The sequence below is a fragment of the Streptomyces sp. NPDC059567 genome, assembly GCF_042735655.1.
In the GTDB taxonomy this organism is placed as follows: Bacteria; Actinomycetota; Actinomycetes; order Streptomycetales; family Streptomycetaceae; genus Streptomyces.
In genome coordinates this window covers 91,324-110,529 of sequence record NZ_JBHWBS010000007.1, presented here as the reverse complement: position 1 = coordinate 110,529, position 19,206 = coordinate 91,324, and the positions used below count along the sequence as shown (strand labels likewise).

Here is a 19,206-nt window from a genome sequence, read left to right as displayed (position 1 = left end):
GGGGGCGCGGCGGGGCCGGGGCCCGGCCCCGCCGCCCCACGGCAGCCCTGCGCGGGCGCCGCTCTATTCGCTCGCGCGGGGTCGACGGGGTCTGGCAGGATCCCCCGCATGACCTACGGAATCGAGTCCCACTCCGCCCTGTGAGCGCCCCGGACGAGCGCGGCGCGCTCACCCCTCGGCCCTCCCTGTACGACTACGCCCTGCGCCTTCACCGCGCGGAGCCCGACGGCCGCCTCCCCGAAGGCGGTTACCCCTCACCCGACCGGCCCTCCCGGCCGCGCTCCCCGCTCGACCGTCTCAATGCGCGTCGGACCGCCGTGGACGCCCTCACCCCCTTCCTGACCGACCCGGACACCGTGCGCGCCGCCGACGAGGTGCAGCGACGCCTGGACGAGCTGGGCGTACGAGACCATCACATCCGCTGGGCCCTCGCCGATCTGCCCCTGGAAGACCAGACGACCGCACGGGCACTCGGCCGCCGGCTGACCCGTACGGGCACCAGCGGCGTGGCCGTGTGCCTCGGCATCGGCCTCCTGGCCCGGCTCGGCGAGCCCGAGGACATCCCGTACCTCCGGACGCTCGGACTGCTCCGGGACTTCATGGGCCATGCCGTGGAGGCACTCGCTCCCCTCGACCGTGCCGCGGCCGCCCTCGTCGCGCTCGCCGTCGGCGTCACGGACCAGGACACGGACGGGCCGTGGCTTCAGTTCGTCTGGAGCCTGCCGGAGGGCGACACCCCTCCGGAGGCCAGGGCCACTGCTGCCCTGACACGGCTGGAAGCGACCGATCCGAAGACCTTCGCCCAGGTCAGAGGCGGCAGCCGGGAGCACGTGGAAGCACTCGGCTTCCCCTGGCCCGAAGGGCTGAACTAGCGGGTGTCGCCCTCCCAGTCCCAGTGCACGGCGTCGCCCTCGCGCGGCCCGTAGCGAGCGTGGCCGCCCGGGCCGTAGGAGCCGATCTCCGTGGCCAGGGCGGCCCCCTCCTCGAGCTGTCGCGCGGTCCAGCCGGTGACGTCGAGCAGGAGGCCGTCCAAGGGGCCCGCCACCAGCTCGCGGTAGACGTGCCCGGGTCGGGGGCCGGGATCGGGATCGTCATGGTCGGCGCCGTAGACACGGCCTCGCATCAGCTCGTCCATACCCGGCAGCATCGCACCCGGCACTGACAATCGCCCGGTCAGGCAGGTGCGGTCAGGCCGCCGGGGCGATGTTCTGGTTGGAGCGGAAGACGTTGCCGGGGTCGTACTCCTTCTTGAGGAGGCGCAACCGGCGGAGCTTGTCGGCCCCGTACGCCTGCTCGACGCGTGCCTCTCCCTCCTCCATGAGGAAGTTGACATAGACACCGGCGTGGTACGGCTCCAGAGCGGACCACCATGAGCGCGCCCAGGCGCGCTCCTCGTCGAAGCCCTCGGCGTCGAAGCAGTTGCCGTTGATGTTGAAGGTGTGGCCCACGCCCCGTCCGCTGCACGCGGTCTCGTCCTCACCCACGCGGGCGACCGCACCACCCAGGTGGAAGATGTTGCACGTCGAGAGCGGGGACGTGAGCTGCAGGGCGTGGGCCGCGCTGATGCCGATGACCTCGTCGTCGAGCCTCTCGATGTCGCAGGAGCGGACGTAGTACCACCAGCCGGGGCGGAACGACGGGTCGAACATGGACTGGTGCTGCAGGAAGGGCTTGGGTGCGCACAGGTCGAGCAGCGGCGTCCCGAACTTCCGCAGCGGACGGAGGACCTCCTCGCCCGTCTCGATGTCCCCGGCGTAGCAGCTGATCACCGCGATGACGGGCCTGCCGTGCAGTTCGGGAGGGATCGAGGGGAGGGTCGGGGCCTTGCGGTGGACGACGATGGTGGTCAGCTCGTCGGGGACGTCGGTGATCCAGTCGCGGTAGAAGGCGAGCACGTGCGGTGCCTCCTCCAGCGGCCACAGGATCGGTCCGGCGAGCACGGTGGGGCCCACGGGGTTGAGCCGGAACTCGAACTCGGTGACGACGCCGAAATTGGTGCCGGCGCCGCGCAGGCCCCAGAAGAGTTCGGGCTCGTGGTTCTCGTCGGCCGTGACGAAGCCGCCGTCGGCGGTGACCATGTCGGCGGAGAGCAGCTGGTCGACGGTGAGTCCGTACTTGCGCATCAGCCAGCCGATGCCGCCGCCGAGGGTGAGCCCGGCGAGACCGGTGTGCGTCACGATCCCGGCGGGCACGGCCATGCCGAAGTGCTGCGTCTCGCGGTCCAGCGCTCCGAGCAGGACTCCGGCCTGGGCCCTGACCGTGCGGTTCACCGGATCGACGCGGATGCCGTTCATGGCGGACAGGTCGATGACGAGGCCGCCGTCGCAGAGCGACTGGCCCGGGAAGCTGTGACCCCCACTCCGCACCGCGACCGGCAGCCCACTGCGTGTCGCGCTCTTCAGCGCGGCGACGACGTCGGCGACGCCCGTGCAATAGGCGACGAGGGCGGGGAACTTGCTGATGGACCCGTTCCAGATGCGCCTGGCCTCGTCGTAGGCGGGGTCGTCGGAGCGGACGAGTCTGCCGGAGAAGGATCGCTCCAGCTCCTGGAATGCCGCCTCGTCCACGCGCGGCGCCGCGGGAGGTGTGCCCATCGTCGCTCCTCGGCCGATCCGCCCCTCCTGTCAGGCTCCCACCGGCCGGGAGCCGCTGCCAGCGCTGGCCGTAGCCGTGCGAGTTCGGCGAGGGTGCGGACGCCGCGGGGGACGCGCGCGAAGCCCGTGCGGCCGCGATCGCCGAGCTGTGGGGGATCTCCCTGACGCCCTCGTAGGAACGCTCAGGCGCCGACGGTCCCGTCGACGCCCTCGCGCAGGAAGTCCGCGTGCCCGTTGTGGCGGCCGTACTCCAGCAGGACGTGCACCATCACCATCCGCAGCGACACGTCCTCGCCCCACCGCGGCTGGTGTCCGGTGAGGTCCAGGGACGCGGCCTCGCGCTCGATCCGCCGGGAGGTCTCGACCTCGGCCTCCCAGGCGGCGAAGGCCTCGGCGCGGGTCGACGTGCTCGCGTCGTAGGCGGCCTGGAAGTCGATCTCGTCCGACCAGACCATCGGCGCCTCGCCATCCTCGAAGACCCGGCGGAACCAGGCGCGTTCCACCTCGGCCATGTGCCGGACCAGGCCGAGCAGCGACAGCGTGGACGGCGGCATGGACTTCTCCCGCAGCTGCTCGTCGCCGAGCCCCTCGCACTTCATGGCGAGCGTCGCGCGCTGGTAGTCGAGGAAGGCCCGCAGGGTGTCGCGTTCGCTGCCGAGGTGGGGCGGTTCGACCCGCGCGTCGGTGGTCACTGTCGCTGCTCCTCGTCATGATCCGGTGCGGGTACCGAACCTACTGACCCCGGGCCCGGCCTTCCACCGACTTACGCCGGGGCCCCGCTCACTCCCCCGGTGGGCGCCGCTCGGCCGTCAGCGAGGCGACGAGAATCCCGGCCAGGACCGCCCACACCACCACCTCGGCTCCGCCGACGGTCGCCCAGCCCACGGCTCCCAGCGCGAGCGCCGCCCCCGCCCCGGCTCCCAGCGCCCGCCGGTCGGTGGCGAAGGCCCAGGCACGACGGCCCGCGCCGGGCGTACGCATCTCCAGCACCGCGGCCCGGCACACCAGCGCCGCGGCGGCGACCACCGCGGTCAGCACGGACGCCTCCATGACACCTGCCTCTCGCCGTCCATGCTCGCGCAGACCGGTCGGGTCCGCACCGGTCACGACGTCGTCGGCGCGGATCAGCGGGCGAGGACGTCCTCGGCCGGCCTCTGCGGGGACTCCTCGGGGGCGCAGTGGCCCGCCTCGGCGAGAACCTCAGGGCGAGCGTTCGGGTACCGAACGAGCCGGCCGGCCGGTCCCATGGCGGCACACTGGGCGTGACCGGGTGTGTCCGGGCCGGTGCGTCGCGCGACCACGCCGAGATGCGGGGCCGCACGACCGGGGAGCATGCTGACTGTGTGACGTCGCACGGCGTGGCCGGCCCTGCCCCGTCGGCCGGGACCGGGTACGTTCCCGGGAGCGCGGAGACCGACGGGCGGCTGCTCGACGCCTTGCCTCTGGTGCTGGCCGAGGGCGCGCTCCGGACGATCGAGGCGGTCGGCGGCTACGCGGGCGGGGTCTATCTGCGGTCCGGGACACCGGACCTGCTCCGCATGGCGGTGCTCGCCGGACTCCCCGGCCCGCTGTTCCGGCCCTGGTGGCGGATGCATGTGAACCGCCCGTTCCCGGTGGCCGAGGCCCACCGCTCGGGCCAGCCGGTGCACCTCGCCGACGTCGAAGAGGCGATGCGACGGTTCCCCCAGCTCGTGGCCAGTCTCCCGTTCCCCTTCGGATCCCTGTACGCGCCGATCGTCAGCGGCCGGGAACGCTACGGGGTGCTCGTGGTGCTGCGTACGCCGAGCCCCGGCGTCCCGGTGAACACCCGGGACCGGATGCGGCTGGCCAGGGAGGCGCGCCGGCTCGGGGATGCCCTCGCCGAACTCGCCGAGGCCGGCACCCTCGTCGAATGGCCGGCTGAACCGATCTGCGTCCAGTTGCCCTCGGGCGGCACGAAACCGGTCCGGATCGGCTACTTCGACTGGGACCTGACCAGCGGCACCGTCACCGCCGACGCGGGGCTGCGGGCGATCATCGGCGAGGAGAGCGACACCTTCCCCGGGACCATCGAGGCGCTCTCCGCGCGCCTCGCACCCGAGGACAGTGCCGCACTGTGGGCGATGGCCCGCCGCGCAGCCGAGTCCGGGGCACAGGTCGCACGCCGGATCCGGCTCAAAGGGCCCGACGGCGGGCTCCACCTCCTGGAGGTCTCCGCCCGTGCCGCGGGAGACCGCCCGGGAAGGCTGACCGGCTCTCTGGTCGACCTCGGCACGGGTCTCGTCGGCTCCGACGCCACCGACCGGCTGCCACGGGCCATCCTCGCGATCGACCGCCTCGGCCGGATCACGTACGTCAACCACCTCACCGAGGCTCTCCTCGGCGTACCGCGCGCTTCACTCGCCGGGCTGACCCTCTGGGAGGCCCTGCCGTGGTTCGGCCATCCCGCGTACGAGGAGCATCTGCGTGCCGCGCTGCTCTCCGAGGAGCCCGTGCACTTCCTGGCCCACACCCCCGAAGGGGACTGGCTGTCGGTCTCGCTGTATCCCGGCCACGACGGCGTCACGCTGGTGCTGCTCCCCGAAAGCGACCCCGCCTACACGCCCGGCTCCGTCGCCCACCCGGACACCGGTCTCGGCTCGCCGGCGGACCGGGCGTCGGCTCTGTACCGGCCGGTGGCACTCGCCATCGCCCTGTCCGAAGCGGTGACGGCACGCCAGGTGTCGGCCGTCGTCACCGACGAGTTGCTGCCGGCGTTCGGCGGCCGACAGCTGGCGATCTACCTGCTGAGCGAACGTCATCTCTATCTGGCGTGGGAGACCGGGTTCCCGCCGGGGTTCCTGGAACCCTTCGACGGTGTGGGTCTTGACGCGCACCTGCCGGGTGTCGAGGCGCTCACGACCGGCCGGCCGCTGTTCTTCGAGTCGATCGAGCAGATGAGCCGGGCCTATCCGGGACTCCCGCTGGACGCGCTCTCCGGGGCCCGGGCCTTTCTGCCGCTGATCGCCTCGGGCCGGCCGGTCGGCTCGTGCATCCTCGGCTTCGAGCGCCCGCGCGGCTTCAGCCCGGAGGAGCGCACGGTCCTGACGGCGTTGGCCGGCCTCATCGCCCAGGCCCTTGAGCGAGCCCGGAGATACGACAGCGAGTCCGCCCTCGCTCGCGGGCTGCAGGACGCGCTGCTCCCGGCGCGACTGCCGGTCCTCGACCACGTCGACACCGTGGCCCGGTATCTGCCCGGCACGCAGGGCATGGACGTGGGCGGCGACTGGTACGACGTGGTCGAGACGGGGCGGGGGCTGCTGGCCCTGGTGGTCGGCGACGTCCAGGGGCACGGTGTCGCCGCCGCGGCCACGATGGGTCAGCTGCGCAGCGCGGTACGGGCCTTCGCCCTCGCCGGTCATGCCCCGCAGGATGTGCTGATGGGCACCAACCGGCTGTTGATCGACCTCGACCCGGGGCAGTTCGCCAGCTGCTGCTATGTGGTGCTCGACCCGGCGACGGGTGTGGCCGAGGCCGTCCGGGCCGGGCATCCGCAGCCGCTGCTGCGGCGCCCGGACGGGACGGCGGAGGTGCTGGAGCTCGCAGGCGGTCTGGTCCTGGGGATCGACGCCGACGCCACGTATCCGGTCACCGAACTGCACCTGGACCCGGGCGCGGTCCTCGCCCTGTACACGGACGGCCTGGTGGAGCGTCCGGGCCACGACATCGACGAGGGCGTCGAGTGGCTGCGCCGCACCTTCTCCGTCACCGGACAGATCCCCCTCACGGAGACTGCGGACCGGCTGATCCGCGACGCCCGGCAGGCCACCGACCGGCCGGACGACATCGCCGTCCTGCTCGCCGCTCGTTGGACGGACTGAACGGCCGGCCGGACCGAGACGTCACGGGCGGTAGCTGTCGGTCTGTGTCGGCGGCGCGTTGTGCGCGGAGAAGGACGAGAACGACGTGCGGTCGTCGCATGCCTGGTCGCGCCGAGCCTGCTCGATGAGAAGGCCGTCGGCGTTCTCGGTGTGGCCGCTCCCGCGGCGCATCAGCTTCACGATGAGCAGCACGACGACCGCGCCCAGCACCCCGAAGAAGACAAGAACCGTGGTCATGACGAGTTCCCCCCACGTCGTCGAGCCGGCGCCCACCCGGGCACCCGCGTCCGCACACGGTAGCCCGGAAACGATCACGACGGAACGACGGCCGGCGGACCCGTGCCCTCACCCGGTCGGCACGCGGCGCTGGTCGGCCGGGCCCGTCCCGGCGAGGCTTGGCCCATCAGCAGGCAGCCCGAGGAGGAACAGTGCAGCAGGACAAGCAGCCGGAGTACGGCCCGGTGGTCTTCCGCGACCGCTCCGCCGGGTTCGCCTTCCTGACCCGGTCCACGGCGACCAGCGAGGAGACCATCGAGTGGGACGACGGCCACACCTATCCGGTGGTCGACGTCGAGATCTCCTCCGAGAGCCACCCCTTCTACACGGGCAAGGCGCGCACGGTGGACTCCGAGGGCCGGATCTCGAAGTTCGAGCGCCGCTACGGCGAGGGCGGCGAGGAGTCCTGATCCGGCGTTGTCGGTGCCGGCCCGTAAGGTGACCGGGTCGGTTCGGTGTCGGGACGGTACGGGGGTCGGTCGTGCGGGAGTTGTTCCTGACGGACGTGCGGGCGCACATCAGGTGGATCGAGTTGCCCGGGGAGGGGCCCGTGCGGGTCTTCCTGCACGGCCTCGGGTGCACGGGCACCTCCGACTTCGCGCACATCGCGACGCATCCCGCGCTGCGCGGCGGCCCCGCGCTCCTCGTCGACCTGCTCGGCTACGGACTGAGCGACCGGCCACGGGACTTCGGCTACGGCATGGCGGCACAGGCCGCTGCCGTGGCGCGGGTCCTGGACCACCGGGGGTCGGCGGGGGTGGAGCTGATCGGGCACTCGATGGGCGGGGCGGTCGCCGTCCGGCTGGCGGCCGCCCGGCCCGATCTGATCGCGCGGCTCGTGGTCGCCGAGCCGAACCTGTATCCCGGCGGGGGCGCGTTCAGCACACCGGTCGCCGCCCAGGACGAGGAGTCCTTCGTCCGGGACGGCTTCGCTCGGATGCTGGCCTCCGTCGACCGGTCGGACTACGCGGCACGGTTGCGGCTCTCCGATCCGCTCGCGGTGCACCGCAGCGCCGTCGCCCTGGTCGAGGGCGCATCGCCCTCGGAGGGCGAGTTGCTTGCCGGTCTCGACCGGCCGCGCGCCTTCCTTGTCGGCGAGTACAGCCTCCCGGACGCCGACACGGAGCGGATGCGCGCGCTCGGGGTCCCGGTGTTCGAGGTCCCGAAGGCCGGTCACAATCTGATGCTCGACAACGCGGACGGGTTCGCGGAGGCGCTGGCGCGGGCCCTGGTGGTCGAGCGCCGCTGACCTCCGCGAACCCGGCTCTCACCTCAACGGGCGGAAGAAGGCACGCAGTTCGGCGGCGACCTGCTCGGGTTCCTCGTGCGCCATGAAGTGACCGCCGCGGCGCGGGGTGTTCCAGTGCCGCAGGTCGCGGAAGGTGCGCTCGGCGAGGCTGCGGGGGAAGTCCGCGTAGGCCGGCTCATGGCTCAGGGTGACCGCGGCGGGGACCTCGACGGGCGGGACGGCCCGGTTGTGGTGGTAGTCGTAGTACTGCCGGAACGACGAACCGATGGTGCCGGTGGCCCAGTACAGGGTGGCGACCGTCAGCAGGGTGTCCCGGTCCCAGCGGGACTCGAGGTCGCCCGCGCAGTCGCTCCAGTCGCGGTACTTGTCGGCGATCCAGGCGAGGAGTCCGGCCGGTGAGTCCCGCAGGGCGGCGGCGATGGTGTCGGGCCGGGTGCACATGATCTCGCTGTAGCCCTGGTCGCCTTCGTCGTAGGCGGCGAGCGCGTCGAGGTAGGTGCGTTCCTCGGGGGTGGGCGGGTGCGCCTCGAAGTCACCGGTGACGACGGCGGAGGTGATGTGGACTCCGGCGACCTCGCCGGGGTACAGGGCACCGAGCCACTGCGTCACGCCTCCGCCGATGTCCCCGCCGAAGGCGCCGAAGCGCTCGTACCCGAGGTTCCGGGTCATCAGCGTGTGCCAGGTCTCGGCGACCCCGCGGCGGGTGAACGGCCCGGCGGGCAGGGCCGACCAGAGGAAGCCGGGCAGCGAGGGGACGACGACGTCGAAGGCGTCGGCGGGGTCGCCGCCGTGGGCGGCGGGGTCGGCGAGCAGGTCGGCCACGCGCAGCATCTCCACGAAGGTGCTCGGCCAGCCGTGGGAGAGGATCAGCGGCAGCGGCTCCGGGCCGCCCTCGGTGCGCCGGGCGCGCAGATGGACGTAGTGCACCGGTCGCCCCGCCACCTGGGCGAGATGCTGCGGATAGGTGTTGAGGACCGCCTCCGCCTTCGCCCAGTCGAAGCCGTCCGCCCAGTAGGCGACGAGCTCGCGCAGATGTCCGGGATCGGCGCCTGCCGCCCAGTAGGTGGAGTCGGACGGTTCGGTGAAGAGGGTGCGGTTCAGACGGTGCCGCAGGTCGTGCAGGACGTCGTCGGACACGGAGATCCGGAAGGGTGTGACGGTCATGGTTCCTTCGCTCAGGAGTGCTCGGCCGGCGGGCGCTCCCGGTGCGCGGATCAGACAGACGCGCTGAGGAGGGCCCGTTCGAAGTGCGGGTCGTCGTACATGCGGGCTCACCTCCTGGTTCGGCGTGTTCTCCGACCGTACCGGCAGCGCCGGAGCGGCGCATCCCGATAACGACGTCCGGCCGTCCCCGCGGCATGGTGCGCGGTGACGGCCGGACGTGATCCCCTCACGGGGGTGGTACGCGAACCGGTACGGCTCAGGCCTCGACGACGCCGGACGCGGCGACGGCGATCTTGGCGCTGGTCGCGCCGGAGCGGGAGCCCAGGGCCTCGATCTTCTTGACCAGGTCCTGGCCCTCGACGACCTCGCCGAAGACGACGTGCTTGCCGTCGAGCCACGGGGTCACGACGGTGGTGATGAAGAACTGGGAGCCGTTGGTGTTGCGGCCCGCGTTCGCCATCGACAGCAGGTACGGCCGGTCGTGGCTCAGCTGGAAGTTCTCGTCGGCGAACTTCTCGCCGTAGATGCTCTTGCCGCCGGTGCCGTTCTGGTTGGTGAAGTCGCCACCCTGGAGCATGAACTCGGGGATGACGCGGTGGAACGGGGAGCCGGCGTAGCCGAAGCCGTGCTCGCCGGTGGCGAGCTCACGGAAGTTCTTCGTCGTCTTCGGGACGACGTCGTCGAACAGCTGGAAGACGATGCGGCCCGCGGGCTCGTCGTTGATCGTGATGTCGAAGTAAACGTTGTTGCTCATGGGGACATCCTGTCATTCCCGCTCACGCAGTGCGCGCACGGGCTGCCTTTCGGAGGGTCACAGCAGTCCGCCTGCGTCCGGCGCCTGGGGCAGGGCGTCGGTCACGTGCGGGGCGGCCTCGTCGAGGAGGGGGGTGACCGGATTGTCGTTCTGCAGGAGACCGGTGCTGCCGGTCGCGCCGTGGTCGGCCGCGGAGGCGTGCGGCGGCGGGGTGACGAGGGCCGTGACGACACCGGCGGCGAGGGAGGCGATGGCGAGCATGCTGCGCTTCTTCATGCCCTGGTCAACTGTCGAGAGGCCCCGGGGTTACGGCCTGCATCCCAGGTGGCACAGAACGCGATGTTCATATCACCCCAATTCCCTCTAAAATATATGCAACCGTATGGTCGCGAGGGATGTCTTTCCCAGTGACACCACTGTCCCCGTACAGGCAGGAAATGGGGGACGTCATGCTTCACCGTCAGAGCCTCGCGGCTGTGGCCGCCGGCATTCTTCTGGCCGCCGGGATCGGTGCCACGATCCCCGCCGGCGCCTCCACGGAGCGGTCCCGGGCGACGACACCGCCCGCGACCGCCCTGGTGGTCAACGCCCGCTGGGGCGGGCACCCCTCCTTCGACCGGCTCGTCGTCGACGTCCGGGGCGCGATGCCCCCGGTCACCGTGACCCCGGTCGCCGCACTGCACTACGACGGCTCGGGCGAGCGGGTTCCGCTCAAGGGGAAGTACTTCCTGGAGATCCGCTTCTCCCCCGCCGCGGCGCACGACGAGTCCGGCCGGTCCGTCTACCAGGGTCCCCGGCTCCTGAAGATCTCCCTGCCCATGCTCAAGGGCGTCGCCCTGACCGGCGACTTCGAGGGTGTGGTGACCATCGGGGCGGCCTTCGACACCAAGCCCGGCTACAAGACCTTCACGCTCCACTCCCCCGAGCGCTTCGTGCTCGACATCAACCACCCGGTCGGCTGCCGGGCCTGAGGAAGGACGCCGGGCGGGGCCGTCGTGGTGACGGCCCCGCCGCGGGCCTCAGAGGTCCGCGCCCGTCTCGACGTACACGGTCGAGCCGGAACGGCGGGCGCGGTCGATCTCGACGAGCCGGGCGAAGCTCCCCGGCGTCATCTCCCGCCGCCACTCGGCCAGGGTGCGCAGACGGAACTCGCTGTGCTCGTCCGGGTCGAGGACGACACCGGCCAGCTGCTCGTCCGTCAGGACGCCGCCGTCGAAGATGAATCCGATGTGGTTGGCCGGCCACTCCTCACCGCGGTCCGACACGAAGTGGGTGCCGAGGAGCCGCGGCTCGCCCTCGAAGACGATCCCGGTCTCCTCGTGGCACTCGCGTACGGCGGTCTCCCACGGGGTCTCGCCCGGGTCCATGTTGCCGCCCGGCCACTGCCACAGTTCGGTGCGGTAGGTGGCGCGCAACTGGAACGGCCGGCCGTCGGTGTCGGTGAAGTACAGGCAGGCGTACGCCGTCGCCCTCGGCAGCGTCGCGACGTACTCGGCGGGCGGCAGCCAGGTGTTCGCCATGGGGCAGCTCTCTTTCGACGGGCGGATGGATCACCTCCATCCAACCGGTCGGGGAAGCCCGCATCCGGCGTGCCGCGGGTGCGTCACCGGATGGTGTGATCACGGAGTCGCCAGGCCCGCCCCGTACGCGATGATGACCAGCCGGCCCCGGTCGCGGGGCAGCCGGGTCACGTGGGTCCGGCCCAGTGACGGCCCCGGCCTCACCGAAGCTCGTCGTCCGGTAGCTCGCCCGGCAGGTGGTCGATCCGGCGCAGGACCAGGTGTTCGTGGATCAGACGCCCCACGAGGGCGGCTCCGTAGACGACGAAGCCGACGCCGACCAGCCAGGACTGCAGCACGAGGACCGTACCGAACTGACCGTACGTCACCGCGTTGGAGGCGATCAGCGGAGAGAAGACGAACTGGGAGAAGATCCGCAGCCCGAACAGCCCCAGGGCCGTGCAGACGGCTCCCGGGGCGAGCGCGCGCCAGCGGATGCGGCCGCACAGCAGGAAGCGCTGGGACCACCAGAAGAAGAGGAAGGCGCCGATGATGTCACCGACGGCGACGAAGACGGTGACGGTCCTGGAGTTCTGCTCGGGGGCCTCGACGAAGAGCAGGAGGGCGGCGATGAGGACGGCCAGCCAGACGACGTGGCGCCACATGGTGTGCCAGCGGGCGGTGGGCAGGTCCCAGACCCGTTCGTAGCCGGTCTGCACCGCGGAGCCGAAGGTCACACCGAACGCGGCGAGCGCGGCGAGGCCGAAGGCCGTGGTGCGCTGCAGTGCCGCTCCCGGCTTGCCGAACAGCTGCTCGACCTCCTCCTGCGACACCTCGGAGACGCCGAGTCCCTGGACGAGCCAGCGGGCGAAGCCCTGGCCGCTGGCGAGGTCGGCGGCGGCGACGACGATGAGCAGGGGGACGAGGGTGAGCAGGCTGAGCGCCGCGAAGCCCATCGCGCGGTGCATGAGCTCCACGTCGCGCCCGCGGTTCCAGGCGAGCCCGACGACCGAGGTCAGGAGGGACCGATGGAGCCGGTGGAACCAGTGGCCGTGCTCGGCGGGGGCACCGTCGTGGGGCGCACCGGGAGTGGGGGGCATGTCACGGGGAGTACCCGTCGGGCGCCGTGACCCCTCCGTCATGCCTCCGAACGGGGGTACGCGAGCGGCCGGCGGGTTTCAGTGCGCGAGTGGCCGGGCGCCCGGGCCGGGACGGACGGAGACGTCGCTCGGGCCGAGGGTGGCGTGCTCCTCGCCCTGGCACTCGACGACGACGCGGACGGGCGCGCCGCAGCCGGTGTGCCGGATGTCGAGCGAGGGTCCCTCGGGATCGGCGGCGTGGGCGTCGCCCCACTGCTTGAGGGCGAGCAGGACGGGCCACAGATCGCGCCCCTTGGGCGTGAGCCGGTACTCGGAGCGGGTGCGGGTCCCGGGCTCCCGGTAGGGCTCGGCGCGCAGGATGCCGGCGGCCGTCAGCTTGCGCAGCCGGTCGGCGAGGACGGCCTCGGACAGGCCTATGTGGCGGCGGAACTCCTCGTAACGGCGTACGCCGTTGAAGGCGTCCCGGACGATGAGCAGGGACCACTTCTCGCCGACGACGTCGAGCGTACGGCCGACCGAGCAGTTCGCGGTGTCCGTCTCCAGCCACTTCATCGCCACACTCTACCCAGCTGACTTCGTCGTTGACAGTCAGCCGACGGCAAGGCTAGCTTCGATCTTCGCAGCCAGGTGGCGCGGTCGGACGAGGGAACGGGACGGGCATGAAGCGGTCACGCACGGTCGAGTGGGAGGACGCCGCGGCCACCGCGAGCGCGGCGGGGACGATGGCGGGGCTGGACTTCCTGCGGGAGATCGCGGCCGGCCGGCTTCCGGGCGCTCCGCTCGGGGCGCTGTTGGGCTTCTCGCTGGAGGAGGTGGAGCACGGCCGCGCGGTGTTCGGCTTCGAACCGGCCGAGGAGCACTACAACCCGATCGGCAGCATGCACGGGGGCGTGTACGCGACGCTGCTGGACTCGGCCGCGGGGTGCGCCGTGCACTCGACGCTCCCCCAGGGCATGGCGTACACCTCGCTGGACCTGTCGACCCGGTTCCTGCGCCCGATCACCCTGGACACGGGGAAGATCCGTGCGATCGGCACCGTGATGAGCCAGGGCCGCCGCACGGCGCTCGCGGAGGCCGGACTCTACGACTCCTCCGACCGGCTGCTCGGACACGCCACGAGTACGTGCATGCTGTTCCCGATCGGCTGACGCGGGCGCCCCCGGCGGCGGTGGCCTCAGCGCGGTCCGGAGGTGAGGCGGGTACGGGTGCGGGTGCAGCCGTCGGGTGCGGTGTCCGGGACCCGGGTGGAAGCCTGGAGCGCCGCGCTCACCAGCGTCGCCAGCAGGTCGATGTCGGAGCCCATGTCCAGACGGACCGTCACCCAGCCCGATCCGGCGCGCAGTCGGACGGCGCTGGAGCCCAGCAGGGCGGGGCGCAGTTTCGCGATCATGGCTCGGGTGAGGTGGACGTCGGCCTCGTGCTCACCGTGGAAGTGCACGATGTCCTGCGTCGCGGTGCGAAGACCGAGTTCGGCGCCGCACTGCACGCGGCCGGGGACCAGCGAGGGCCAGCTCATCAGACGTTCACCGGCGTGCCGGGCTGTGTTCATACCCAGGAGCGTGCCGGGGCGAAGGGCCCTGCACAAGCGTCCGGCGGAAAGAATCGCGCCGAGGCGTGAAACCGATACGTCCCTGGTGACGCAGGGCGCGCACGGGCTCACAAAGCGCCTCGCGTTGAGGGCTGTTCGGGAGCGTCGGCGCGGTTCGTGAGGGGGTCGGGCGGCGGCCGTAGGGGTGCGGTCGGGACTGCGGACGTCGTGGCGCGATACGGACGGCGGAGTGACGCGGTCCGGGCGGCGGGACGCCGCGACGGGGGTGTGGCGCGGTCCCGGCGACGGCCGTCGGGCGCGATGCCCGGAGCGCGCCCCCGGCGGCCGCGGCCGCGGTCAGGACGGCGGGGTGACGCCGGCGAAGACCACCTCGAACTCCTCGATGCTCCGCGTGATCACGCGCGCCTGCGCGGTGGCCTCGCCCCTGATCGCCGCGACTCCGGCGCGGGAGGCCGCCAACGCGTCGCGGTCGCTCCAGACGACGCCCACGCTCGCCCGCCCCCTGGCACGGTCGACGAGCAGGGATCCGCCCTCGAAGCCGGGCAGGGCGTCGAGTCGGGGCAGTGCCACGTCCCGGAAGAAGCTCGCCAGGCGGTCCGTGTCGGCGGGGTCGAACTCCAGCCGCGCCAGCCGGAACCACGCCCCGGGTCCGACGGATCGCGGGGGCCTGGCGACCGCCGCCTCCCAGTTGTCGACGGCCGCGGTCTGTGCGAACGGCGCGAGCTCGACGGCCCGCCGTTCGCGCAGCTGCTCGTCGCTGTCCTGCCGGGACTTCTCGTCGTCCCACCAGGTGGCCGTCAGGAGCTTTCCGAGCTCTCGGTCGACGAACAGCCCCATGCCCCGGAATCCCGGTAGCTCCGACACCAGGGCACGGCCTTCGGCGGCGGTCGCGTCGACGGCGGCGCCGAGCTTGGCCGGATCTCCTGTCGCATACAGCGTGCGCACGTACACAGCGGTCCCTTCGTCCTGCCCGGCGCCGCCCGCGAGGGCTCGCCGGGCATGGGCGAGCCCGGGTGGACCCGCCTCCCGGCTCCATGCGACGGCCTGGGCCACCGGGGCGCACCTGGGCCGGGGCGTTCGGGTGACCGCGCCGCACCGGCCCTCGGGGGCGCGCGGCCTGCCGGCGGCGGCCCCGGTGGTGATCCGCCGGCCTCCCTATGTCGCGTGGCGTTCGCGCAAGCGTGCCGCGAGGACGGCGACGTCGTCCTCGGCGTGGTGGGCGTCGAGCCGCTGGAGGACCTCCTCCACGAGTTCCTCGGGTCCCGAACCGGGGCGCAGCCGGAGGGAGGACAGCCTGGCGAGCGAGACGTCGATGTCCTCGCCGCGCCGCTCGACCAGCCCGTCGGTGAAGAGGACGAGGGTGTCGGAGGGGGCGAGGGCGCGGGTGACGGGTTCGTATCCGCCGACGCCGGTGCCCAGCGGCGGGCCGACGGGGAGCTCGACGAGGTCGGCGGAGCCGTCGGCGGCGAAGATCACGGGCGGCAGATGCCCGGCGCTGGCGAAGGTGGCCGAGCCGCGTGCCGGATCGACCTGGACCAGCAGACAGGTCGCGGGCCGCAGCCCGCCGTCGTCCGCGACGACCGAGTCGAGCTGGCGCAGCACCCGGTGGGGCGGCAGGTCAGTGGAGGCCACGTCCCGCAGCGCCGAGCGGTACGCGTTCATGTCGACGGCCGCGTCGAGGCCGTGCCCCATCACGTCGCCGACGACGAGGAGGCTGCGGCCGAAGTGGAGCCGTACGGTCTCGAACCAGTCGCCGCCCACCAGGGTCCTGGCGCCGACCGGCAGATAGCGGCCGGAGACCTCCAGGTTGGGGTGCGGCCGGCCGGGCTCGGCGACGAGCGCCTGCTGGAGGTGGAAGGCGGTCCGCTCGGTGGCACTGAGCCGACGGGCGTGGCCGAGATGGACCGCGGCGAGCCGTGCCGCGTCGTGGACGGTGGCCGTCTCGTGCTCGGTCGGGGCGGTGGCCCGCGCGCTGACGGCGCTCACGGACCCGATGACCCGGCCGTGCCACTCCAGGGGCGCCGACACGACCCGTACGGCGACACCGCCGGGAGCCACGTCCGCGTACGTGTGGGGCGCCCTCTCCTCGTGCCGAGGCTCCACCCGGTCCACCAGCTTGGGGTCCCCGGCCACGGCGGCACGCGCCCAGCCGGGCCCTTCCTCGGGCCGGACGTCAACGGCCGCCGCCTCGTACCCGTGCCGGCAGAGGAACGCGGCCAGGTCCTCACAGATGCCCTGCTCGTCGGGGCGCGAGCCGATCTCTCCGATCGCGTCCGTCGCGGCCCTCAGCCGGGCCAGGACAGCCGCGTGTTCCTCGACCAGGGAGGCCGGGTCCCCCGCTCGCTCCGACAAGGCACCTCCACCGCCGCTACGGCCCCGAGCAGCGCACATATCCCATTGGACCAGCGGTGCGACGCGCCCGCGCGCCGCACCGGCCGGACCAGGAGTCCATCACATTCCGTGACCCCATCACCAGATCTTTCCGCCGCCACGCTACGCCGCGCCGACGATCTCGTCCGACCATCACACGATTCCCCCCGACCTTCACCGTCGTCGCCGCACGCGGCGCCCTGCCCGTAACACCCGTAACCCCCGTATCACCCGTAACGCCGGTGACCTTGGCCGCACTTGCGGTCCGAACGGTTGTGGACCGCGGCGGGAGCTGATCGAGTACGTTTCTGGCTACTGGCCAGTACGAGACATTCCGCGGCTCCGGGGAGAACCACCGATGACGACCGGGTACTTCACCTCCGTCGACGATGTCGCCGAGCGGCTCGCCGCCACCGGCTATCTGGCCTCGCCCGCCGTCGCCACCACCGTCTTCCTCGCCGACCGGCTCGGCAAGCCGCTCCTCGTCGAAGGGCCTGCCGGGGTCGGCAAGACCGAGCTGGCCAAGGCCGTCGCCCAGGTCGCGGACGCCCGCCTCGTCCGGCTCCAGTGCTACGAAGGCGTCGACGAGTCCCGCGCCCTCTACGAGTGGAACCACGCGAAACAGCTGTTGCGCATCACGGCGGGCCGCGACGAGTCCTGGGACGAGACGCGCACGGACATCTTCAGCGAGGAGTTCCTGCTCCCCCGCCCGCTGCTCACCGCGATCCGCTCCGCCGACCCCACGGTGCTCCTCATCGACGAGACGGACAAGGCCGACGTCGAGGTCGAGGGGCTGCTCCTGGAGGTGCTCAGCGACTTCCAGATCACCGTCCCCGAGCTCGGCACGATCACCGCCACCCGGCGCCCCTTCGTCGTCCTCACCTCCAACGCGGGCCGCGAGCTCTCCGAGGCGCTGCGCCGCCGCTGCCTCTTCCTCCACATCGGCTTCCCCGAGGAGGAGCTGGAACGCCGGATCGTCACCACGAAGGTGCCGGGGCTCGACCAGGCCCTCGCCGCCTCCGTGGTGCGGGTCGTCGGCGCGCTGCGCGCGATGGACCTGCGGAAGGTGCCGTCGGTCGCCGAGACGATCGACTGGGCCCGCACCCTGCTCGCGCTGGGCGCCGACACGCTCGACGAGACGGTGGTGCGCGACAGCCTGGGCGTGATCCTCAAGCATCAGGACGACATCCAGAAGGCGGCGGCCAAGCTCGACCTGGACGCGGTGTGAGCACCCCGCCGACGGGCGTGCCGGACCGGCTCACCGGTCTGGTGCACGCCCTGCGCGCCCACGGCCTCTCCATCGGTACGGGCGAGAGCGTGGACGCGGGCCGTGCCCTGGAGGTCATCGGCTTCACCGACCGGGAAAGGATGCGAGAGGCGCTCGCCGCCACCCTGCTCCACAAGGAGACGCACCGCACTCTCTTCGACCGCGTCTTCGACCTGTACTTCCCGCTGACCGCCGGCCCGGACGAGGGGGTCACGGCCGAGGAGTTCGACACGGCCGCGCTGCGGGAGCGGCTGGCAGCCGCGCTGGCGGCCGACGACCGGCCGGCCCTGACGCGGCTCGCGGGCGAGGCGGTGGGCGGCCTCGGCGGATACGGTTCCGCGCCGGACTCCGACGGCTGGTCCTCGTACCAGACCCTCGCCCGTCTCCGTCCCGAGACGCTGCTCGCGCGCGTGCGGGCCATGCTCCGGGAGACCGCGGCGGACGACCCCGACTTCACCGACCGGCTGACGGACGACGAGATCCGGCGGCGCATCGAGGCCTTCCGTGAACGGGTGCGGACCGAGGCCCGGCGGCGGGTCGCCGAACGCCAGGGCAGGGACCGGGTCGCACGGCGTGCCGTGGCCGGCACGGCGGACGGTGTCGACTTCCTGCTCGCGGGCCGCGCCCAGCTGGAGGAACTGCGCACGACGGTACGGCCGCTGGCGAGAAAGCTGGCCACCCGTCTCGCGGCCCGGCGGCGGCGCGCCGCGCGGGGGCGGATCGATCTGCGGCGGACGCTGCGCGGCTCGCTGTCGACCGGGGGCGTCCCGATGCGGCCGGTGCTGCGGCGCCGCCGTCCCGGGCGGCCGGAGCTCGTCCTGCTCTGCGATGTCTCGGGATCCGTCGCCGGGTTCGCGAACTTCACGATGCTGCTGGTCCAGGCCCTGCACGACCAGTTCGGCAGGCTCCGGGTGTTCGCCTTCGTCAACCAGGTCGACGAGGTGACCGATCTGATCGCGCGGGGCGCGGCGGATCCGGCGGGTCTCGGCGCACGCATCCTCGAGGAGGCCGAACTGACCGGCTGGCACGGGCAGAGCGACTACGGGACCGCGCTGGGCGAGTTCGCCGAGCGGTACGCCGACGCCATCGGACCGCGCACCGCCGTGTTCGTCCTCGGCGACGCCCGGACGAACATGAGCGACCCGAACGTGCCGGCGCTGAAGCTGATCGCGGACCGGGCCCGCCGGATCCACTGGCTCAACCCGGAGCAGCCCTCGCTCTGGTCGACGGGCGACTCGGTCGCGCTCACCTACGCCGAGCTGGTGGAGATGCACCCGTGCCGCAACGCGCGGCAGCTGGGCGAACTGATCGGGCGGCTGCTGCCGGTCTGACGCCCGTCGTGTCACCATCGCGGCATGACGAAGCCTAACGAGTCGTCGGGCACGGACCTTCCGCGGGGCATTCGGAGCACCGGCCACGCGGGCGTTCACCGCCGCCGGATACACCACGCTCGAACAGTTCGCCGGAGTGCCCAAGGCCGAACTCCTGGCACTGCACGGCGTGGGCCCCAACGCGCTGCGTGTGATCCAGGAGAGCCTGGAGGAG

The 19,206-nt window shown here is 72.4% G+C and carries 22 protein-coding genes; 8 read left to right on the top strand and 14 right to left on the bottom strand.

Features of this window, described 5'->3' with window-relative positions:
- Positions 1 to 140 precede the first annotated feature (140 nt).
- The gene (locus tag ACFVZW_RS06120) at positions 141 to 872 is read left to right on the top strand and encodes a hypothetical protein (RefSeq protein WP_384517385.1); all 732 of its coding nucleotides are present in this window, start codon (positions 141 to 143) and stop codon (positions 870 to 872) included.
- Here the strand turns inward: ACFVZW_RS06120 and ACFVZW_RS06115 are convergent.
- The 4 genes from ACFVZW_RS06115 to ACFVZW_RS06100 form a co-directional block, all read right to left on the bottom strand.
- Positions 869 to 1,135: a hypothetical protein gene (locus ACFVZW_RS06115; protein ID WP_329112541.1), complete on the bottom strand. Its 267-nt coding sequence runs from the start codon at positions 1,133 to 1,135 to the stop codon at positions 869 to 871. The genes ACFVZW_RS06120 and ACFVZW_RS06115 overlap by 4 nt on opposite strands.
- A 52-nt stretch (positions 1,136 to 1,187) precedes the next feature.
- Entirely contained in the window at positions 1,188 to 2,594 is a 1,407-nt protein-coding gene (locus ACFVZW_RS06110) for an FAD-binding oxidoreductase (protein WP_384517382.1), read from the bottom strand.
- Positions 2,595 to 2,776: 182 nt separating this feature from the next.
- Complete coding sequence (locus ACFVZW_RS06105) at positions 2,777 to 3,286, bottom strand: DinB family protein (protein ID WP_384517379.1); 510 nt, start codon at positions 3,284 to 3,286, stop codon at positions 2,777 to 2,779.
- An 88-nt stretch (positions 3,287 to 3,374) separates the two neighbouring features.
- Entirely contained in the window at positions 3,375 to 3,644 is a 270-nt protein-coding gene (locus tag ACFVZW_RS06100) for a hypothetical protein (protein WP_384517376.1), read from the bottom strand.
- Between the two features lie 293 nt (positions 3,645 to 3,937).
- Here ACFVZW_RS06100 and ACFVZW_RS06095 point away from each other — a divergent pair, with 293 nt between their 5' ends.
- Positions 3,938 to 6,433: a SpoIIE family protein phosphatase gene (locus ACFVZW_RS06095; RefSeq protein WP_384517373.1), complete on the top strand. Its 2,496-nt coding sequence runs from the start codon at positions 3,938 to 3,940 to the stop codon at positions 6,431 to 6,433.
- 21 nt (positions 6,434 to 6,454) lie between these two features.
- On the opposite strand, the gene ACFVZW_RS06090 is transcribed toward ACFVZW_RS06095, so the two are convergent.
- A complete protein-coding gene (locus tag ACFVZW_RS06090; RefSeq protein ID WP_384517371.1) occupies positions 6,455 to 6,670 on the bottom strand; it encodes a hypothetical protein in 216 nt (71 codons plus the stop codon).
- A gap of 191 nt (positions 6,671 to 6,861) precedes the next feature.
- Here ACFVZW_RS06090 and ACFVZW_RS06085 point away from each other — a divergent pair, with 191 nt between their 5' ends.
- Both ACFVZW_RS06085 and ACFVZW_RS06080 read left to right on the top strand, forming a co-directional pair.
- Positions 6,862 to 7,119, top strand: a complete 258-nt coding sequence (locus tag ACFVZW_RS06085) for a type B 50S ribosomal protein L31 (RefSeq protein WP_384517368.1) — start codon at positions 6,862 to 6,864, stop codon at positions 7,117 to 7,119.
- A 71-nt stretch (positions 7,120 to 7,190) separates the two neighbouring features.
- Positions 7,191 to 7,958 (top strand): alpha/beta fold hydrolase, encoded by a 768-nt coding sequence (locus tag ACFVZW_RS06080; RefSeq protein ID WP_384517366.1) that lies wholly within the window; start codon positions 7,191 to 7,193, stop codon positions 7,956 to 7,958.
- A gap of 18 nt (positions 7,959 to 7,976) precedes the next feature.
- On the opposite strand, the gene ACFVZW_RS06075 is transcribed toward ACFVZW_RS06080, so the two are convergent.
- The 3 genes from ACFVZW_RS06075 to ACFVZW_RS06065 form a co-directional block, all read right to left on the bottom strand.
- Positions 7,977 to 9,122 (bottom strand): epoxide hydrolase family protein, encoded by a 1,146-nt coding sequence (locus tag ACFVZW_RS06075; protein ID WP_384517363.1) that lies wholly within the window; start codon positions 9,120 to 9,122, stop codon positions 7,977 to 7,979.
- 256 nt (positions 9,123 to 9,378) lie between these two features.
- Positions 9,379 to 9,876, bottom strand: coding sequence for a peptidylprolyl isomerase (locus ACFVZW_RS06070; protein WP_384517360.1), 498 nt, complete (start codon positions 9,874 to 9,876; stop codon positions 9,379 to 9,381).
- Positions 9,877 to 9,933: 57 nt separating this feature from the next.
- Positions 9,934 to 10,152, bottom strand: a complete 219-nt coding sequence (locus ACFVZW_RS06065; RefSeq protein WP_384517357.1) for a hypothetical protein — start codon at positions 10,150 to 10,152, stop codon at positions 9,934 to 9,936.
- A gap of 173 nt (positions 10,153 to 10,325) precedes the next feature.
- Here ACFVZW_RS06065 and ACFVZW_RS06060 point away from each other — a divergent pair, with 173 nt between their 5' ends.
- Entirely contained in the window at positions 10,326 to 10,847 is a 522-nt protein-coding gene (locus tag ACFVZW_RS06060) for a hypothetical protein (protein WP_384517354.1), read from the top strand.
- 48 nt (positions 10,848 to 10,895) lie between these two features.
- Here ACFVZW_RS06060 and ACFVZW_RS06055 read toward each other — a convergent pair whose 3' ends face one another.
- From ACFVZW_RS06055 to ACFVZW_RS06045, 3 genes are all read right to left on the bottom strand, one after another.
- The gene (locus tag ACFVZW_RS06055; RefSeq protein WP_384517351.1) at positions 10,896 to 11,396 is read right to left on the bottom strand and encodes an NUDIX domain-containing protein; all 501 of its coding nucleotides are present in this window, start codon (positions 11,394 to 11,396) and stop codon (positions 10,896 to 10,898) included.
- 200 nt (positions 11,397 to 11,596) lie between these two features.
- A complete protein-coding gene (locus tag ACFVZW_RS06050; RefSeq protein WP_384517348.1) occupies positions 11,597 to 12,475 on the bottom strand; it encodes a YhjD/YihY/BrkB family envelope integrity protein in 879 nt (292 codons plus the stop codon).
- 78 nt (positions 12,476 to 12,553) lie between these two features.
- Positions 12,554 to 13,027: a winged helix-turn-helix transcriptional regulator gene (locus ACFVZW_RS06045; RefSeq protein WP_384517346.1), complete on the bottom strand. Its 474-nt coding sequence runs from the start codon at positions 13,025 to 13,027 to the stop codon at positions 12,554 to 12,556.
- A 107-nt stretch (positions 13,028 to 13,134) separates the two neighbouring features.
- Here ACFVZW_RS06045 and ACFVZW_RS06040 point away from each other — a divergent pair, with 107 nt between their 5' ends.
- On the top strand, positions 13,135 to 13,623 hold the full coding sequence (locus ACFVZW_RS06040) for a PaaI family thioesterase (protein ID WP_384517343.1): 489 nt from the start codon (positions 13,135 to 13,137) through the stop codon (positions 13,621 to 13,623).
- A 26-nt stretch (positions 13,624 to 13,649) separates the two neighbouring features.
- Here the strand turns inward: ACFVZW_RS06040 and ACFVZW_RS06035 are convergent, their stop codons facing one another.
- The 3 genes from ACFVZW_RS06035 to ACFVZW_RS06025 form a co-directional block, all read right to left on the bottom strand.
- Positions 13,650 to 14,024: a luciferase family protein gene (locus ACFVZW_RS06035; protein WP_384517340.1), complete on the bottom strand. Its 375-nt coding sequence runs from the start codon at positions 14,022 to 14,024 to the stop codon at positions 13,650 to 13,652.
- A 336-nt stretch (positions 14,025 to 14,360) separates the two neighbouring features.
- Entirely contained in the window at positions 14,361 to 14,969 is a 609-nt protein-coding gene (locus tag ACFVZW_RS06030) for a hypothetical protein (protein WP_384517337.1), read from the bottom strand.
- Between the two features lie 210 nt (positions 14,970 to 15,179).
- Complete coding sequence (locus ACFVZW_RS06025; protein WP_384517334.1) at positions 15,180 to 16,376, bottom strand: PP2C family protein-serine/threonine phosphatase; 1,197 nt, start codon at positions 16,374 to 16,376, stop codon at positions 15,180 to 15,182.
- A 376-nt stretch (positions 16,377 to 16,752) separates the two neighbouring features.
- On the opposite strand from ACFVZW_RS06025, the gene ACFVZW_RS06020 reads away from it, so the two are divergent.
- Positions 16,753 to 17,622, top strand: a complete 870-nt coding sequence (locus ACFVZW_RS06020) for an AAA family ATPase (RefSeq protein ID WP_384517332.1) — start codon at positions 16,753 to 16,755, stop codon at positions 17,620 to 17,622.
- Entirely contained in the window at positions 17,619 to 18,992 is a 1,374-nt protein-coding gene (locus ACFVZW_RS06015; RefSeq protein WP_384517330.1) for a VWA domain-containing protein, read from the top strand. Before ACFVZW_RS06020 ends, ACFVZW_RS06015 begins: the two co-directional genes overlap by 4 nt.
- The last annotated feature ends 214 nt before the right edge of the window (positions 18,993 to 19,206 follow it).

Coding starts and splice junctions, on each gene's coding strand:
- ACFVZW_RS06115 (WP_329112541.1), bottom strand. CDS start 1,135: ATGGACGAGCTGATGCGAGGCCGTGTCTACGGCGCCGACCATGACGAT.
- ACFVZW_RS06110 (WP_384517382.1), bottom strand. CDS start 2,594: ATGGGCACACCTCCCGCGGCGCCGCGCGTGGACGAGGCGGCATTCCAG.
- ACFVZW_RS06100 (WP_384517376.1), bottom strand. CDS start 3,644: ATGGAGGCGTCCGTGCTGACCGCGGTGGTCGCCGCCGCGGCGCTGGTG.
- ACFVZW_RS06090 (WP_384517371.1), bottom strand. CDS start 6,670: ATGACCACGGTTCTTGTCTTCTTCGGGGTGCTGGGCGCGGTCGTCGTG.
- ACFVZW_RS06075 (WP_384517363.1), bottom strand. CDS start 9,122: ATGACCGTCACACCCTTCCGGATCTCCGTGTCCGACGACGTCCTGCAC.
- ACFVZW_RS06070 (WP_384517360.1), bottom strand. CDS start 9,876: ATGAGCAACAACGTTTACTTCGACATCACGATCAACGACGAGCCCGCG.
- ACFVZW_RS06065 (WP_384517357.1), bottom strand. CDS start 10,152: ATGAAGAAGCGCAGCATGCTCGCCATCGCCTCCCTCGCCGCCGGTGTC.
- ACFVZW_RS06060 (WP_384517354.1), top strand. CDS start 10,326: ATGCTTCACCGTCAGAGCCTCGCGGCTGTGGCCGCCGGCATTCTTCTG.
- ACFVZW_RS06055 (WP_384517351.1), bottom strand. CDS start 11,396: ATGGCGAACACCTGGCTGCCGCCCGCCGAGTACGTCGCGACGCTGCCG.
- ACFVZW_RS06050 (WP_384517348.1), bottom strand. CDS start 12,475: ATGCCCCCCACTCCCGGTGCGCCCCACGACGGTGCCCCCGCCGAGCAC.
- ACFVZW_RS06045 (WP_384517346.1), bottom strand. CDS start 13,027: ATGAAGTGGCTGGAGACGGACACCGCGAACTGCTCGGTCGGCCGTACG.
- ACFVZW_RS06040 (WP_384517343.1), top strand. CDS start 13,135: ATGAAGCGGTCACGCACGGTCGAGTGGGAGGACGCCGCGGCCACCGCG.
- ACFVZW_RS06035 (WP_384517340.1), bottom strand. CDS start 14,024: ATGAACACAGCCCGGCACGCCGGTGAACGTCTGATGAGCTGGCCCTCG.
- ACFVZW_RS06020 (WP_384517332.1), top strand. CDS start 16,753: ATGACGACCGGGTACTTCACCTCCGTCGACGATGTCGCCGAGCGGCTC.